Raw genomic sequence first — 16,775 nt, forward strand, 5'->3', positions numbered from 1 at the left:
AAAAAGGACTGCAACTTACATCGTATGAGTGGGACGGTCGGATTTCAGCGCTCCGGCCAGATGAGTTTCGATGCGACTGCGCGCGGTGTTGTCGCCATCATTGAATTGCACGCCGACTCCGGCTGCGCGATTGCCCTGGGCGCCTTTGGGGGTGATCCAGGCCACTTTGCCGGCCACCGGAATCTTCTCTGCCTCGTCCATCAGATTCAGCAGCATGAACACCTCGTCGCCCAACCTGTAGCTCTTGTTGGTCGGGATGAACAGGCCGCCGTTCTTGATGAACGGCATGTAGGCGGCGTAAAGGACCGACTTGTCCTTGATGGTCAGGGACAAAATGCCGTTGCGCGGCCCCGGACTGACAGGTTCATTCATGTTGACCTCCACTGCTGATCTTCAGAGTCTAGGTACACATTCTTATCTTTGACCAGGCAAGCTCGCCCATTGCACCAGCAATGCTTCCAGCAGTAACGCCGGATTGAGGTTGGCCTTGCTCAGGACTTTCTGGCGCTGGGCGAGAATCCAGTCCTGAATATCGAGCACTTTAGCCTGGGCACTTTTCTGCGCCAGATACTGCACGACCTTGCGCATGTCGGTCAGGCCGAGGCCTGCTTCATCCTGAGTCAATTGGTAGCGCAGGATCAGGCTCGACCAGTCGCAGAACCAGTCGAACAGACGCAGCATCGGAATGCTTTTCCACTCCTCGGCCAGTTGCGTCGGCGATTGCTGCTGCTTGAGCAGCTTCTTCACGCCTTCCACCACCTGCGCGCGCTGCTCGCGCACGCCCTGCCCCTGCAACGTGACAGCGGCCAACGGCGAGCCGGCGGCCAGGGTCAACAGTTCGACACGTTCGTCTTCGGAACATTCCGGCAGTGCCTGAGCCAGCCATTGCAGGCTCATGGATTCGCTAGGCAGCGGACAGGCCTGCTGCACGCAGCGGCTCTTGATGGTCGGCAACAACCGGCTCGGCTGGTGGCTGACCAGCAACAGCACGGTATCGCCGGACGGCTCTTCCAGGCTCTTGAGCAAAGCGTTGGCGGCGTTGATGTTCATCGACTCCACCGGCTCGATCAGCACCACCTTGCGACCGCCCAGTTGCGCGGTCTGCACCACGAAACTGACCAGATCGCGCACCTGGTCGACCTTGATCGCCTTGTCCGCTTCTTCGGGCTCGAGGATGTAATTGTCCGGGTGGCTGCCGGCCTTGAGCAGCAAGCAGGATTTGCACTCGCCGCAGGCTTCAGGCGTTGGACGCTGGCACAGCAGGCTGGCCATCAGCCGCTCGGCCAGCGCGCGCTTGCCGATCCCGGCCGGCCCGTGCAGCAGATACGCGTGAGCGTGCTGAGCGCGACCGGCCAGTTGCTGCCAGAGGCTGTCCTGCCACGGATAGGCCTCAGCCACGGCTCAGCTCCAGCAAGTTCGGAATCAGGGTATCCAGCGATTGTTGAACCTTGGCCAACGGCTGACCGGCGTCGATCCGCACGTAACGCGCCGGATCAGCTTCGGCTCGCTTGAGGAATGCACTGCGCACGGCCTCGAAAAACGCCCGCCCTTCCAGCTCGAAACGATCCAGACGACCCCGAGCGCTGGCGCGAGCCAGGCCGATTTCCACCGGCAGATCGAAAATCAGCGTCAGGTCGGGACGCAGGTCGCCCTGCACGAAAGTCTCCAGCGCCGCGATGCGCTCCAGCGACAAGCCGCGACCACCGCCCTGATAGGCATAAGTCGAATCGGTGAAACGGTCACACAGCACCACCGCACCACGGGCCAGCGCCGGGCGAATGACTTCAGCCAGATGCTGGGCACGGGCGGCGAACACCAGCAACAGCTCGGTGTCCGGATTCATCACTTCGTCGACCGGGGCCAGCAACACCTCACGAATGCGCTCGGCCAGCGGCGTACCGCCGGGCTCGCGGGTCAGCACCACTTCAATACCGGCGGCGCGCAGGCGCTCGGCGAGGTATTCGCGATTGGTGCTTTTGCCGGCGCCTTCCGGGCCTTCCAGGGTAATAAACAAGCCAGTCACAGGCAGTCCTTAATCAAAGTCATTGCGTGTTTTGGGGAGCGGAGGCTTCCGGTTCCGGCGTCGGCGCAGGCTCTTGAGCAGGCGGCTGCGGCAACGACTCCGGTGCAGTGTCGGGAGAGGCGGCAGGTATCGCCTCCTCGGCTGCCGGAGCGGTTTCGGGCGCAGTCGTCGGCGCCGGGCTCGAGCGGTAATCCGCGCGCCGCTTGAGCTGGTACTCGCGCACCGCATTGTTGTGCGCGTCCAGATCATCGGAGAACACGTGACTGCCATCGCCACGGGCAACAAAGTAGAGGCTGGTGCCATCCACCGGGTTGAGTGCGGCGTGAATGGCTTCACGTCCGACCATGGCGATCGGCGTCGGCGGCAGGCCGGGAATCATGTACGTGTTGTACGGCGTGGCTTCCTTGAGGTGGGCGCGGGTCAGCTTGCCGTTGTAGCGGTCGCCCAGACCGTATATCACCGTCGGGTCGGTCTGCAACTGCATGCCCAGCGCCATGCGCCGCACAAAGACGCCGGCAATCTGGCCACGTTCCTGAGGCACGCCGGTTTCCTTCTCCACCAGCGACGCCATGATCAGCGCCTGATAGGGCTCGGTGTAAGGCACGTCGGCGGAGCGTTTTTCCCACTCCTTGGCCAGCACTTCGTCGAGGCGGTCGAAGGCCTTTTTCAACAGTTCGGTATCGGTCACACCGCGCACGAAGCGGTAGGTGTCGGGGAAGAAGCGGCCTTCAGGGAACAGGCCCTTGTGACCGATTTTGGCCATCACATCACTGTCGCTCAGACCGTTGAGGGTCTGCTCGATCTTTTCATCTTTGGCCAGCGCGGCGCGCACTTGATGGAAATTCCAGCCTTCGACCAGGGTCAGGCTGTACTGAACCACATCGCCGCGCTTCCACAGGTCGATCAGGCCGTTGACGGTCATGCCCGGCTGCATGCGGTATTCACCGCTGTGAATCGGCGTGCCGGCAAGGTTGAAACGCCAATAGACCCGCAGCCAGAACGCGTCCTTGATGACGCCATCGGCTTCGAGTCCAAGAAAAGTACGGGTCGGGGTGGATCCCTTTGGCACATCCAGCAGTTCTTCCTGCGTGATGTTCAGGGGCTGTTCCAGTGCCGAATGAATCTTCCAGGCGCTGGCGCCCAACAGCAGCCCTGCCAGAACCAGTCCGGTTTCCAGCAGCAGCAAAAGTTTACGTCTCACGAATCAGGCATCCAGTAGCGCGCGGGCAATGGTTTGCAGTTTACGGGTGAGCGGGCCAACCGGCCAGCTCAGAGCAGCACAGGCGCGTACCGGCCAGACGCCATACACGCTGTTGCAGACAAAGACTTCATCGGCCCATTGCAGCTGTTCGAGGGGGATGTCGGTGATTTGCACGGGGATGCCCAGGGACTCTGCCTGAAACAATATTTCTGCGCGCATCACCCCGGCCACGCCGCAGCGTTTCAGGTCCGCCGTGATCAGCACACCGTCACGCACCAGGAACAGATTGCTGAACACGCCTTCGATCACCCGACCGGCCTGATCGAGCATCAAACCTTCGGCGTGTTCACTGTCCTGCCATTCGGCGCGGGCAATAACCTGTTCCAGTCGATTGAGGTGTTTGAGCCCGGCAAGCAACGGCTGTCTGGACAAACGCGTGCTACACGGAAAAAGGCGAACGCCCTGCTCGGCGTGAGCCGCTGGATAAGCGGCGGGAGGATTGCCTTGCAGAATGCGTCGGCCCTGCGCCGAAGGATCCGGCGCATAACCGCGCAATCCGTCGCCTCGGGTGAGGATGAGTTTGAGCACGCCCTCGCCCATCGCGGCGGCATAGGATTGCAGCTCATGGCGAACCCGCTCGATGTCGGCTGCGATGGCCAGACGCGCACAGCCGTCGGCCAGACGCGTCAGATGCCGATCCAGCAGCAACGGCTGACCGCCTCGCACGGCGATGGTCTCGAACAGACCGTCGCCGTAAGCCAGGCCGCGATCTTTCAGCGACAGAGCGTCAGCCGGCAGACCGTCGACCCAGCAGTCCATCAGCCGGCGAACCGACGGAACGCCAACGTGCCGTTGGTGCCGCCAAACCCGAACGAGTTGGACAGTACGACATCGATATCCATGTTGCGCGCGGTGTGCGGCACGAAATCGAGGTCGCAGCCTTCGTCCGGCTCATCGAGGTTGATGGTTGGTGGCGCCACCTGGCTGTTGATCGCCAGCACGCTGAAGATCGCCTCGACCGCGCCCGCCGCACCCAGCAGGTGACCGGTCATGGACTTGGTGGAGCTGACTGCCAGCTTGTAGGCGTGATCACCGAACACCGACTTGATCGCGTTGGCTTCAGCGAGGTCACCGGCCGGGGTCGAAGTGCCGTGGGCGTTGATGTATTGCACTTGATCGACGTTGATCTTCGCATCGCGCAGCGCGTTGGTGATGCAGCGCGCGGCACCAGCGCCGTCGGCGGGTGGCGAAGTCATGTGGAAGGCGTCGCCACTGGTGCCGAAACCGATCAGCTCGGCGTAGATGGTCGCGCCACGGGCCTTGGCGTGCTCGAGCTCTTCGAGCACCAGGGCACCGGCGCCGTCGGACAGCACGAAGCCGTCACGGCCCTTGTCCCACGGACGGCTGGCGCGGGTCGGCTCGTCGTTGCGGGTCGACAGCGCACGGGAAGCACCAAAGCCGCCCATGCCCAGACCGCACGCGGCCATTTCGGCACCGCCGGCAATCATCACGTCGGCTTCGTCGTACATGATGTTGCGCGCCGCCATGCCGATGCAGTGCGTACCGGTGGTACACGCTGTGGCGATGGCGTAGTTAGGCCCCTGTGCACCCAGGTGGATGGACAGGAAACCGGAAATCATATTGATGATCGAGCCAGGCACAAAGAACGGAGAAATCCGGCGCGGGCCAGTCTCGTGCAGCGTGCGGCTGGTTTCTTCGATGTTGGTCAGACCGCCGATACCCGAACCCATGGCCACGCCAATGCGTTCACGGTTGGCATCGGTGACTTCCAGACCGGCATTGCGTACGGCTTGAAAGCCGGCCGCCAGACCGTACTGAATGAACAGGTCGAGCTTGCGCGCTTCCTTGACCGACAGGTATTCCTCGACATTGAAGCCCTTTACCGAGCCGCCAAAGCGGGTGGAATAGGCAGAAAGGTCGGTGTGTTCGATCAGACCAATGCCACTGCGGCCAGCCAGAATGCCCTGCCAACTGCTCGGCACATCCGTGCCCAGTGGCGACAACATACCCATACCGGTGACTACGACGCGTCTACGCGACACAGCACTCTCCTTTTTCAAATGACGACTTTGCATCAGGCCTAAAGAAAAAACCGCACGCCATGATGGCAGTGCGGTTTTTCCATGACAGCAAGCAACGATTACAAACTATTACGCCTGGTGGCTGGTAACGTAGTCGATTGCAGCTTGTACAGTAGTGATCTTCTCAGCTTCTTCGTCAGGGATTTCGGTCTCGAATTCCTCTTCCAGAGCCATCACCAGCTCAACGGTGTCAAGGGAGTCGGCACCCAGGTCTTCTACGAAGGAAGCGGTGTTGACCACTTCTTCTTCTTTAACACCCAGTTGCTCGGCAACGATTTTCTTGACGCGCTCTTCGATGGTGCTCATACCTTGTTTTCACTCCTAATGGACAAATTCAGGCAGCTGGCCAGTGGGTAAGTGTATAGAAAGACTTTTCAGCTTTTCAACTGAAAGCTTCACTCCTCAAACCCTGCGGCCCTCTGCCTATAAATAGATTGCAGCTTTATAACGGATTTTAGACAGCTCGTATGACATTTTTTTGAAGCAATCCGTCACATTTGAATTACATGTACATCCCGCCGTTAACCGGGATTGTAGCTCCGGTCACGTATGCCGCACCGTCGGACGCAAGAAAAGCGACCACAGACGCGATCTCTTGAGCTTGTCCCAGACGGCCCAGCGGAATCTGCGTCTGCAAGGCTTCACGCTGTGCTTCAGGCAGCTCGCGAGTCATATCGGTGTCGATGAACCCTGGGGTTACCGAGTTGACCGTAATCGAACGCGAACCGACTTCACGCGCCATGGCACGGCTGAAACCTTCCAGACCGGCCTTGGCGGCTGCATAGTTTACTTGGCCAGCGTTGCCCATGGCACCCACCACCGAGCCAATACTGATAATTCGGCCCCAACGCGCCTTGGTCATGCCGCGCAGAACGCCCTTGGACAGGCGATACAGACTGTTCAGGTTGGTATCGATCACGTCGTACCACTCGTCGTCTTTCATGCGCATCATCAGATTATCGCGGGTGATGCCGGCATTGTTGACCAGAATCGCTACCGGAGCACCGAATTGCTCCTGAATGCTTGCCAGCACCTTCGTAACCGATTCGTCGCTGGTGACGTTCAATTCGAAACCTGCGCCCTGGATGCCGTTTTCCTTCAGGGTCGCAGCAATGCGCTCGGCGCCCGAAGCGGAAGTCGCGGTGCCAACAACGATGGCGCCCTGACGACCCAGTTCCAGTGCGATAGCCTGGCCGATGCCACGGCTTGCGCCGGTGACCAGTGCAACTTTACCTTGCAGACTCATGCAAGCTTCTCCTGATTCAGACAGCCGCTGCGCGAGCAGCAGCGAAAGCGTCTGGGGTATTGAGGTTGGAAGTCGAAACGCCTTCGGCGCAACGTTTGTTCAGACCAGCCAGCACTTTGCCAGGACCGCACTCGACCAGATTGGTCGCGCCTTTGGCGGCCAGGGTCTGTACGGACTCTACCCAGCGAACCGGCTTGTAGAGCTGCTCCAGCAGATCACGCTTGAGGGTTTCCAGATCCGCCGGCACCTGGGCGCTGACGTTCTGTACCACAGGGATCTGCGGCGCCTGCCAGTCGATGGCAGCAATGGACTCGGCGAAGCGCTCGGCGGCCGGACGCATCAGCTCGCAGTGCGACGGCACGCTGACCGGCAGCGGCATGGCACGCTTGGCGCCACGAGCCTTGCAGCCTTCAATGGCGCGCTCAACGGCCGCCTTGGCACCGGCGATCACTACCTGGCCCGGGGAGTTGAAGTTCACCGCACTGACCACTTCACCCTGCGCAGCTTCAGCACAAGCTGCCAGCACGTCAGCATCTTCCAGACCGAGGATGGCAGCCATGCCACCCTGCCCGGCCGGAACGGCTTCCTGCATCAACTGGCCACGGCGCTCGACGAGCTTTACCGCGTCGGCCAGGCTCAGGCTGCCCGCAGCGACCAGCGCGCTGTATTCACCCAGGCTGTGGCCGGCAACAAAGGCCGGACGCGCGCCGCCTTCCGCCAGCCACAGACGCCACAGGGCGATCGAAGCGGTCAGGATGGCCGGTTGGGTTTTGTCGGTTTGATTGAGCAGCTCTTCCGGGCCCTGCTGGGTCAGCGCCCACAGGTCATAGCCCAGAGCATCGGATGCTTCTTTGAAAGTTTCGAGGATCAGTGGATGTTGCGCGCCCAGCTCGGCCAGCATGCCGAGGGACTGCGAACCCTGTCCTGGAAAGACGAATGCGAGGGAAGCAGACATGTAACAAGCCCCTAATGATCTTGTCGTCGGAAAAATGGCATCCCGCTAGAGGGACGCAAGAAACTGACAGTTGGATGGCCCTTTGAACCGGGCGGTCACATTTAAGCATTGTCCGACGAAAACGCCTAAGACAACAAATCCTCCAGACGGCCGTGCAGGCGCTCGGGAAGATTCTCCTGTATCTCGATCAGCGCTCGCTGAATGGCACTCTGAAACCCCTGAACCCCGGCCGAACCGTGACTTTTCACGACAATCCCCTGCAAGCCGAGGAAGCTTGCGCCGTTATGTCGCGCCGGCGCCAGATCTGCCTGCAGACGCTTCATCAATGGCAGCGCCAGTGCACCGACAGCGCGGGAGGCGAGGTTTTTCTTGAACAAGGCCTCGATGCGGGCAGCGATCATGGTCGCCAGGCCTTCGCTGGACTTGAGCAGGATATTGCCGACGAAACCGTCGCAAACCACCACATCGGCCTCACCGCGATACAAGCCATCGCCTTCGATAAAGCCGATGTAATTAATGCCCCGCGCAGCCTGCAATAACGTCGCAGCCAGCTTGACCTGCTGATTACCCTTGATGTCTTCAGTGCCGATATTCAGCAGCGCAACGCGCGGACGGGCAATGCCCAGCGTCTGAGCCGCCACGGATCCCATCACAGCAAACTGCAACAGATGCTCGGCACTGCAATCGACGTTGGCGCCCAGATCCAGCAACTGGCAATAGCCTTTCTGAGTAGGAATCGCAGCGACCATGGCCGGACGATCAATCCCCGGCAGGGTCTTGAGCACAAATCGCGACAGAGCCATCAAGGCACCGGTGTTGCCGGCACTGACACAAGCCTGGACCTTTCCATCACGCAGCAACTCAAGGGCAACACGCATCGACGAGTCCGGCTTGCCTCGCAGGGCCTGGGCAGGTTTTTCGTCCATGGTGATGACTTCGGACGCCGGAACAATCGTCAGACGTGCGCGATCGGCAGCCGACTGGCCGGTGATCAATTCTTCAAGAAGGGAGGGTTGACCGACGAGGGTCAGGTGCAGCGAGGGTGTAGCAGAAAGGCAAGCGAGGCTGGCCTGAACAATGCTGCGGGGACCGAAGTCCCCGCCCATTGCGTCAATCGCGATGACTTGAGCGGACAAGTGATTACTCGTCAGCGCCCTTGTCGATCACTTTACGGCCACGGTATACGCCTTCTGGCGATACGTGGTGACGCAGGTGAACTTCACCAGTGGTTTTTTCTACAGACAGGGTGCTAGCCTCGAGAGCGTCGTGCGAACGGCGCATGTCACGGGCAGAGCGGGATTTTTTGTTCTGCTGAACAGCCATAATTGATTAACTCCTAAACGTTTGGGTCACGCTTTAACTGCGCCAATACACTGAACGGGTTGGACCGCGTTACCTCGTCCTCGCTCGGTTCGGGCTCATCTGCTCCCGCCGGCTGCTGGCATTCTTCCGGATGATGAGCAGGCACAATGGGCAAGGCGAGCAGAAGCTCCTCCTCGATCAGTGACTGCAGATCCAATGGATCTTCGCCCAGTTCCAGCACGTCATAACCTTTCGGCAACGACTGGGTATTCGCACCCTCCTTCACTACAGCGTAACTGCATTCGCTGTGGATCGGCAGGGTGACCAGCTCAAGACAACGCTGGCAAACCATTTTGACTTCGGTGTCGATAAAGCTGTGGATCACCACAGATTTACGTTCATCTCGTTCAAAAACGAATTTGGCCTGCACCGTACCGACATCGTCGGAAAGCGGGTCGCAGAGTCTCTTCAAATCGGCCAGCAGCAGTTCACCTTGGAGGGTGGTGCCACGGTCAGCCAATTTGCGCGGGTCAACGTGAGGTGGAATCGGGTCATTCAACATAGGCGCAGCATTATAGGGATGCACCCACCCATGTCAAAGGAAATTGTGCCCTGTCCGTCACTTGCGCGGCTCCGCTAGAATCTGTCGCCTGCCTCTGGAGATGCGAATGCTGCCTTTATTACTCGCTTCAAGCTCGACCTATCGTCGGGAATTGCTCAGCCGCCTGCACCTGCCGTTCGTCTGCAGCTCGCCGGATATCGATGAAAGCCATCGCCCGAATGAGTCGGCAATCGAGCTGGTCAGGCGTCTCGCCGAACAAAAGGCCCGAGCCCTGTCCGACAGCCATCCCGCTCATCTGATCATCGGTTCCGATCAGGTTGCGGTACTCGGCGAGCGCATCATCGGCAAGCCACACACCTTCGAAAACGCCCGCGAACAACTGATGGCCGCCAGCGGCTCCAGCGTAACCTTCCTCACTGGACTGGCCCTGCTCAACAGCCAGACCGGCCACTGCCAGGTCGACTGCGTGCCCTTCACCGTGCACATGCGCGTACTGGATCAGGCCCGCGTCGAACGCTACCTGCACGCCGAGCAGCCCTACGACTGCGCCGGCAGCTTCAAGGCCGAAGGACTGGGCGTGAGCCTGTTTCAATCAACCGAAGGCCCGGACGCCACCAGCCTGATCGGCTTGCCGCTGATTCGTCTGATCGACATGCTGCTGGCGGAAGGCGTACAGATTCCCTGACCCACAAAAAACCGGCCCTCAGGCCGGTTTTTCTTGCAGCATTCGATCAGCGTAACGACGGGCCGTTGAAACCCATCCACATTGCCAGTTTTTCGGCAACGCTTGCTCCGAGCTTTTTCGAGAAGCGGTCGAACGGCGATTCCTGAACGGTGAAGTCCACCAGCTCTTTTTCGCCAATCACATCACGCGCCACCGAACTCGCATTGCCCAAGCCATCGATCAAGCCCAGCGGTAACGCTTGCTCACCCGACCAGACCAGCCCGGAGAACAGCTCCGGATGCTCCTTGTCCTTCAGTCGATCGCCACGCCCCTGCTTGACGCTGTTGATGAACTGCTTGTGCGTGGTATCCAGCACACTCTGCCAGAACGCCGTCTCTTCCGGCTTCTGCGGCTGAAACGGGTCGAGGAACGCCTTGTGTTCGCCAGAGGTGTAAGTGCGACGCTCGACGCCAAGCTTCTCCATGGTGCCGACAAAGCCGTAACCGGCTGCCGTCACACCAATGGAACCCACCAGACTGGCCTTGTCGGCATAGATCTGATCCGCTGCACTGGCAATGTAATAGGCACCGGAAGCGCCCAGGTCGGAAATCACCGCGTACAGCTTGGTGTCAGGATGCAGACCGCGCAGGCGCTTGATCTCGTCATACACATAGCCCGACTGCACCGGACTGCCGCCCGGACTATTGATGCGCAGGATTACGCCCTTGACCTTCTTGTCCTCGAACGCCGCGCGCAGACTACCTACGATATTGTCGGCACTGGCAGGTTCTTTATCAGCGATCATGCCGGTAACGTCGATCAATGCGGTGTAGTTGCCACTGCGCGTGGCGCTTTTCTCCATATCCATCAACGGCGTAAACAGAATCAACGCAACAAACAGATAAATAAAGGTCAACAGTTTGAAGAAGATGCCCCAGCGGCGCGAACGACGCTGCTCCTGCACGCCGGCCAGCAGGGTCTTTTCCAGCAGCTTCCAGCTTTTCGCATCACCGTCGTCGGCAGTTGCCTTGGCCGGTGCTTTCCATTCGTCGGTCATGCCATCCACCCCAGCAAAAACGTATTAAGCCTGCTGCCCCAGCCAGGCGTGCAATTCGGAAAAATGGTCGATCGACAGTCGCGGCGCGAACTGTTGCAGCGATTCGATCGATTGCGCGCCATAGCTGACCGCCACCGAATCCATCCCCGCATTGCGCGCCATCAACAGATCGAAGGACGAGTCACCGACCATCAGCGCCTGCTCGGCACGCACACCGCAGTGAGCGAGGATCTGCTCCAGCATCAGAGGGTGCGGCTTGCTTGCAGTTTCATCGGCAGCACGGGTGATATCGAAATAATCTTCCCAGCCATTGGCCTTGAGCACCCGATCCAGCCCGCGACGATTCTTGCCGGTCGCGACAGCCAAGTGATAGCCCTGCTCGCGAAAGGACGCCATCGACTCGACTACGCCTTCGAACAACGGCGAAGGTACGGCTTCTGCAGCGATGTAGTGATCGGCGTAATACTCGCGGAACAAGGTCATTTCGGCATCACTGATTTCGGGATACAGCGTGCGGATCGCCTCGGGCAAGCCCAGACCGATAATGCCTTTGACGGCAAAATCATCACGCAACTCGAAACCTGAACGCCCGGACGCTGAGTGCATCGCCTCGACAATCCGATGAATGGAATCGGCCAGCGTGCCGTCCCAATCAAAAATCAGCAGCTTGTAATCAGATGGGCGCACTCAATCGCTCCACAGTCTCGGCCCACATTTCATCGACCGGCGCCTGCAACTTGAGCTCACCGCCGTCGGGCAGCGGCACGGTCAGCATGTAGGCGTGCAGGAACAGGCGCTTGCCGCCCAGATCACGGATTTCCTTACTGAAATTGTCATCGCCGTATTTGGTGTCACCGGCAATGCAGTGTCCGGCGTGCAACGTGTGGACGCGGATCTGGTGCGTGCGACCGGTAATCGGCTTGGCCTCGATCAAAGTGGCAAAATCGCCAAAGCGACGCAGGACCTTGAACACGGTCACAGACTCCTTGCCCTCCTCCTCGTCGACCTCGACCATACGCTCACCGGAGCGCAGATTGCTCTTGCCGAGCGCCGCACGGACTTGCTTGATCGAGGTCGCCCAGTTGCCGCGAACCAGGGCCATGTAGCGCTTGTCGACACCGTCACCACGCAACGCGGCATGCAAGTGACGCAGCATGCTGCGCTTCTTGGCGATCATCAGCAGACCGGAGGTATCACGATCGAGGCGGTGGACCAGCTCGAGCTCCTTGGCATCGGGGCGCAACTGACGAAAGGCTTCGATAACACCGTAATTCAGGCCGCTGCCACCGTGAACCGCAATCCCGGCGGGCTTGTTGATCACAATCAGAGCCTTGTCTTCGTAGACAATCGAGGCTTCCAGACGCTGCAACAGGCCTTGGGCCAAAGGCACCGGTTCGTCACGCTCAGGCACGCGAACCGGCGGCACGCGCACGATATCGCCAGCCTGCAGCTTGTATTCGGGCTTGATCCGACCCTTGTTCACTCGCACTTCGCCTTTGCGCAAAATGCGGTAAATCAAAGTCTTGGGCACGCCTTTGAGCCGGGCGAGGAGGAAATTGTCGATTCGTTGGCCGGCATATTCCGGCGAGACCTCAAGCAGTTGAACGCCTGGAGTCGAGGGGGCAGTAGTCGTCATGGCGCGGATAATAACAATTTTTTATGGAATTGAAGCACTTAATCATTGCTGCTATAGTCGCGAACGCCGCCAAAAGCGGCCTGGACAGCGGAACCACGGTCAAAAACCGGCCCTGACCAACGCAATTCACCAGGACGCGAGGCCGTCCTACGGGGCTTTTGCTACGTAACGGTGGAGTTTGCAGCTGTAACAAGCGCAGGTGACATGAGGCCTGAATCACGCCGCAAAGCAGAGTTTTCACTCGCCACGCGAGCCATATTCACGGCCAGTTCACAAAGTGCAGTCAGCCGCGGATGACCCCGAGCGAAGGCTCCGGAAACACCGCCTGAATTAGCCATGATGCGTGACCTCCCCTTTCGGAGCTCACGGTAAATGCCAACCCGCTGCGGATTCTGCGCGCGGCAGCACCCGAATTATCAGGGATACGTGTAGGGTGGAGATGCACAACCGCTGGACTGTGTAACAACAGGCTTTATCAAGACGCTTCATCTCGTCCACAGCCACCGGTTGATTCCTCCTCCTGACTGAGTGCTTAAGTAGCCACAGCAAGCAGGACGCGTACGTCGCGATAACGGCCCAATTGGCCGGACATCGCTGGACACGGGAATGGCCAACCACTCCCGACGCACCTGACACCGACCGTGAGAAGTCGTGTGTGCCGAACGCCGTTTCCGGCAGCCCGGAAACCGACGGTACTACATGAAAAGAATGCTGATTAACGCAACTCAACCCGAAGAGTTGCGTGTTGCACTGGTAGATGGCCAGCGCCTCTACGACCTGGACATCGAATCCGGTGCACGCGAGCAGAAGAAGGCCAACATCTATAAAGGCCGCATCACTCGCATCGAACCAAGCCTTGAGGCTGCCTTTGTCGATTTCGGCTCCGAGCGCCACGGCTTCCTGCCCCTCAAAGAAATCTCCCGCGAATACTTCAAGAAAGCCCCTGAAGGCCGCGTCAACATCAAGGACGTCCTGAGCGAAGGCCAGGAAGTCATCGTTCAGGTCGAAAAAGAAGAACGTGGCAACAAGGGCGCAGCCCTGACCACCTTCATCAGCCTGGCCGGTCGTTACCTCGTACTGATGCCGAACAACCCGCGTGCCGGCGGCATCTCCCGTCGCATCGAAGGCGAAGAACGCAACGAACTGCGTGAAGCACTGAACGGTCTGGTTGCTCCAGCCGACATGGGCCTGATCGTGCGCACTGCAGGCCTTGGCCGCAGCAGCGAAGAAATGCAGTGGGACCTCGATTACCTGCTGCAACTGTGGACAGCCATCAAAGAAGCTTCGCTGGATCGTTCCGCGCCGTTCCTGATCTACCAGGAAAGCAACGTGATCATCCGCGCCATCCGCGATTACCTGCGCCAGGACATCGGCGAAGTGCTGATCGACAGCGTTGAAGCCCAGGACGAAGCCCTGACCTTCATCCGCCAGGTGATGCCGCAGTACGCCAGCAAGATCAAGCTGTATGAAGACAGCGTTCCGCTGTTCAACCGTTTCCAGATCGAAAGCCAGATCGAGACCGCTTTCCAGCGCGTCGTCGAACTGCCGTCCGGCGGCTCCATCGTCATCGATCCGACCGAAGCCCTGGTGTCCATCGACATCAACTCGGCGCGCGCCACCAAAGGCAGCGACATCGAAGAAACCGCCCTGCAGACCAACCTTGAAGCCGCCGAAGAAATCGCCCGTCAGTTGCGCCTGCGCGACATCGGCGGCCTGATCGTCATCGACTTCATCGACATGACCCCTGCCAAGAACCAGCGTGCCGTGGAAGAGAAAGTCCGCGAATGCCTGGAAGCCGACCGCGCCCGCGTGCAGATCGGTCGCATCTCGCGCTTCGGCCTGCTGGAAATGTCCCGTCAGCGCCTGCGTCCTTCGCTGGGCGAAAGCAGCGGCATTGTCTGCCCGCGTTGCAGCGGCACCGGCATCATCCGTGACGTCGAATCGCTGTCCCTGGCGATCCTGCGCCTGATCGAAGAAGAAGCCCTGAAAGACCGCACCGCCGAAGTTCGCGCTCAAGTGCCGATCCCGGTGGCCGCGTTCCTGCTCAACGAAAAACGCAACTCGATCACCAAGATCGAACTGCGCACCCGCGCCCGCATTGTCATCCTGCCGAACGATCACCTCGAAACCCCGCATTTCGAAGTTCAGCGTCTGCGTGATGACAGCCCGGAAGCCGCGACCAACCAGTCCAGCTACGAAATCGCTGCCGCTGCCGCCGATGTCGAAGACGTCCAGCCAGCCGCCGCAACCCGCACCCTGGTTCGCCAGGAAGCCGCGGTCAAGACCGCTCCGGCTCGCGCCAACGCTCCGGTTCCGACCGAAGTCGCCGCACCGGCCGCGGCACCTGCTCCGGTTGCCGCGCCAGAGCCAAGCCTGTTCAAAGGCCTGGTGAAGTCGCTGGTCAGCCTGTTCGCCACCAAGGAAGAGCCAGTTGCTCCGGTGGTGGTTGAAAAACCTGCCACCGAGCGTCCGGCCCGCAACGAAGAGCGTCGCAACGGTCGTCAGCAGAGCCGTAACCGTAACGGTCGCCGCGATGAAGAACGCAAACCGCGCGAAGAACGTGCACCGCGTGAAGAGCGCGCACCACGTGAGCCGCGAGAAGAGCGTCAGCCGCGCGAACCACGTGAAGTCCGCGAGCCACGCGAGTCCCGTGACGAAGCACCGGTAGCCCGCGAAGAACGCGCACCACGCGCCCCTCGTGAAGAACGTGCACCACGTGCTCCGCGTGAAGATCGCAAGCCGCGTGGCGAGCGTGAAGAACGCGTACGTGAACTGCGCGAGCCGCTGGATGCCGCTCCGGCCGTTGCTGCTGCTGCCGCCACCGCTGAAGAGCGTCCGGCCCGTCAGCCGCGTGAAGAACGTGCACCACGTCCTCCGCGCGAAGAGCGTCAACCGCGTGCCGAACAGGCCGCTGCCGCTGTCGCCGAAGAAGAAACCCACACCAACGAAGAGCAACTGCCGGAAGACGGTTCGGAGAACGCCGAAGGCGATCGTCCACGCCGCCGCTCCCGTGGTCAGCGTCGCCGCAGCAACCGTCGCGAGCGTCAGCGTGATGCCAACGGCAACGTGATCGAAGGTTCGGAAGAGTCCGCAGAGAACACTGAAGCCGCACAACCGAGCACAGCCGATCTGGCCGCCGGCCTGGCCGTCACCGCAGCGGTTGCCAGCACCGTGATCAGCGCTCCAGCCGAAGCTCAGGCTCACGAGCAAGCTGAACGCGCCACTGCTGCCACGCTGGAAAGTGCTCCAGTTGAAGCGCCGGTTGTTGAAGCGACCACGCCAGTCCAAGCGAAGGCTGCTCCGGAAGTCGAAGTAGCTCCGGTTCGCGAAGCTCAGCCTCAGGTTGAAGTCGCTGCCGAACCTGCCGCGACCTTCGAAGCTCCCGTGATTGCTGAAGAGTCGGCTGTCGAAACCGTAACCGAAACCGTACGTGAAGTTCGCGAAGAACAAACCGCGTTCAACTGGGTAGCCGAGCCGGCTGTCGCTGAAACACCAGCGCCTGCTGTTGAAGCGCCTGTTGTTGAAGAAGCCAAGGCTGCCGAGCCAGTGGTGGTTGCCGAACCGGCACCGGTCGTTGAAGCCCCTGTGGTTGAAGCGCCAGTTGTCGCCGAAGCACCTGCCCCGGTAGTTGAAGCGGCTCCAGTCGTCGCCCCGGTCAGCGCCCTGACCCCAAGCGGCCGCGCACCGAACGATCCGCGTGAAGTGCGTCGTCGCAAGCGTGAAGAAGAGCGTCTGCAGAAGGAAGCCGAGCTGGCTGCCGCCGCCGCTGCTGCTCCAACTGCCGAAGTGGTCGAGGCTGCTCCTGCCCCGGTCGCTGAGGAAGTTGCCGTTGAAGCTGTGATTGCCGAGGCACCACGCTCCGTTCAGGAAGCGGTCGAGCAACACGAAGAGGCCCAGGAAAAAGAACACGAGCCTAAACCCCTCGTCTGATTCCAAAAGCCACTAAAAAGCCCCGCCTGGTAATCCAGGCGGGGCTTTTTTATGCCTCAAAATTCACACAACTCAATAGTAGGTGCGAGCTTGCTCG

The 16,775-nt window shown here is 60.2% G+C and carries 17 protein-coding genes; 2 read left to right on the forward strand and 15 right to left on the reverse strand.

The window, feature by feature from the left end; genetic code table 11:
- Positions 1-15: 15 nt before the first annotated feature.
- The 12 genes from AWU82_RS01145 to AWU82_RS01200 form a co-directional block, all read right to left on the reverse strand.
- On the reverse strand, positions 16-372 hold the full coding sequence (locus AWU82_RS01145; RefSeq protein ID WP_007908272.1) for a PilZ domain-containing protein: 357 nt from the start codon (positions 370-372) through the stop codon (positions 16-18).
- A 42-nt stretch (positions 373-414) separates the two neighbouring features.
- Positions 415-1,398 carry a DNA polymerase III subunit delta' gene (locus AWU82_RS01150; protein ID WP_064383479.1) on the reverse strand — a complete coding sequence of 328 codons (984 nt, stop codon included), beginning with the start codon at positions 1,396-1,398 and terminating at the stop codon, positions 415-417.
- Positions 1,391-2,023 (reverse strand): dTMP kinase, encoded by a 633-nt coding sequence (tmk, locus tag AWU82_RS01155; protein WP_064383482.1) that lies wholly within the window; start codon positions 2,021-2,023, stop codon positions 1,391-1,393. The genes AWU82_RS01150 and tmk overlap by 8 nt, the downstream gene beginning before the upstream one ends.
- Positions 2,024-2,042: 19 nt before the next feature.
- Entirely contained in the window at positions 2,043-3,224 is a 1,182-nt protein-coding gene (gene mltG / locus AWU82_RS01160; RefSeq protein WP_064383483.1) for an endolytic transglycosylase MltG, read from the reverse strand.
- Positions 3,225-3,227: 3 nt separating this feature from the next.
- Entirely contained in the window at positions 3,228-4,043 is an 816-nt protein-coding gene (gene pabC, locus AWU82_RS01165) for an aminodeoxychorismate lyase (protein ID WP_064383485.1), read from the reverse strand.
- Positions 4,043-5,287 (reverse strand): beta-ketoacyl-ACP synthase II, encoded by a 1,245-nt coding sequence (fabF, locus tag AWU82_RS01170; protein WP_007908259.1) that lies wholly within the window; start codon positions 5,285-5,287, stop codon positions 4,043-4,045. The genes pabC and fabF overlap by 1 nt, the downstream gene beginning before the upstream one ends.
- A 108-nt stretch (positions 5,288-5,395) precedes the next feature.
- On the reverse strand, positions 5,396-5,632 hold the full coding sequence (gene acpP / locus AWU82_RS01175) for an acyl carrier protein (protein ID WP_003175607.1): 237 nt from the start codon (positions 5,630-5,632) through the stop codon (positions 5,396-5,398).
- Positions 5,633-5,828: 196 nt separating this feature from the next.
- A complete protein-coding gene (gene fabG, locus AWU82_RS01180; protein ID WP_007950790.1) occupies positions 5,829-6,572 on the reverse strand; it encodes a 3-oxoacyl-ACP reductase FabG in 744 nt (247 codons plus the stop codon).
- 16 nt (positions 6,573-6,588) lie between these two features.
- Positions 6,589-7,527, reverse strand: a complete 939-nt coding sequence (gene fabD / locus AWU82_RS01185; RefSeq protein ID WP_007950787.1) for an ACP S-malonyltransferase — start codon at positions 7,525-7,527, stop codon at positions 6,589-6,591.
- Between the two features lie 125 nt (positions 7,528-7,652).
- Positions 7,653-8,663, reverse strand: coding sequence for a phosphate acyltransferase PlsX (gene plsX, locus AWU82_RS01190; protein WP_074688106.1), 1,011 nt, complete (start codon positions 8,661-8,663; stop codon positions 7,653-7,655).
- 4 nt (positions 8,664-8,667) lie between these two features.
- Positions 8,668-8,850: a 50S ribosomal protein L32 gene (gene rpmF / locus AWU82_RS01195; protein WP_003179396.1), complete on the reverse strand. Its 183-nt coding sequence runs from the start codon at positions 8,848-8,850 to the stop codon at positions 8,668-8,670.
- A gap of 13 nt (positions 8,851-8,863) precedes the next feature.
- Positions 8,864-9,391, reverse strand: coding sequence for a YceD family protein (locus AWU82_RS01200; RefSeq protein ID WP_003204262.1), 528 nt, complete (start codon positions 9,389-9,391; stop codon positions 8,864-8,866).
- A 106-nt stretch (positions 9,392-9,497) separates the two neighbouring features.
- On the opposite strand from AWU82_RS01200, the gene AWU82_RS01205 reads away from it, so the two are divergent.
- Positions 9,498-10,076, forward strand: coding sequence for a Maf family protein (locus AWU82_RS01205; RefSeq protein ID WP_064383486.1), 579 nt, complete (start codon positions 9,498-9,500; stop codon positions 10,074-10,076).
- Between the two features lie 46 nt (positions 10,077-10,122).
- On the opposite strand, the gene sppA is transcribed toward AWU82_RS01205, so the two are convergent.
- The 3 genes from sppA to rluC are packed head-to-tail and all read right to left on the reverse strand — an operon-like array spanning position 10,123 to position 12,748.
- Positions 10,123-11,112 (reverse strand): signal peptide peptidase SppA, encoded by a 990-nt coding sequence (sppA, locus tag AWU82_RS01210; RefSeq protein ID WP_011335439.1) that lies wholly within the window; start codon positions 11,110-11,112, stop codon positions 10,123-10,125.
- A gap of 24 nt (positions 11,113-11,136) precedes the next feature.
- On the reverse strand, positions 11,137-11,799 hold the full coding sequence (locus tag AWU82_RS01215; protein ID WP_064383488.1) for an HAD-IA family hydrolase: 663 nt from the start codon (positions 11,797-11,799) through the stop codon (positions 11,137-11,139).
- Entirely contained in the window at positions 11,786-12,748 is a 963-nt protein-coding gene (rluC, locus tag AWU82_RS01220; RefSeq protein WP_064383490.1) for a 23S rRNA pseudouridine(955/2504/2580) synthase RluC, read from the reverse strand. Before rluC ends, AWU82_RS01215 begins: the two co-directional genes overlap by 14 nt.
- A 699-nt stretch (positions 12,749-13,447) precedes the next feature.
- Here rluC and rne point away from each other — a divergent pair.
- Positions 13,448-16,678: a ribonuclease E gene (gene rne / locus AWU82_RS01225; RefSeq protein WP_064383492.1), complete on the forward strand. Its 3,231-nt coding sequence runs from the start codon at positions 13,448-13,450 to the stop codon at positions 16,676-16,678.
- Positions 16,679-16,775: the final 97 nt, after the last annotated feature.

The sequence above is a fragment of the Pseudomonas glycinae genome, from assembly GCF_001594225.2.
GTDB lineage: Bacteria > Pseudomonadota > Gammaproteobacteria > Pseudomonadales > Pseudomonadaceae > Aquipseudomonas > Aquipseudomonas glycinae.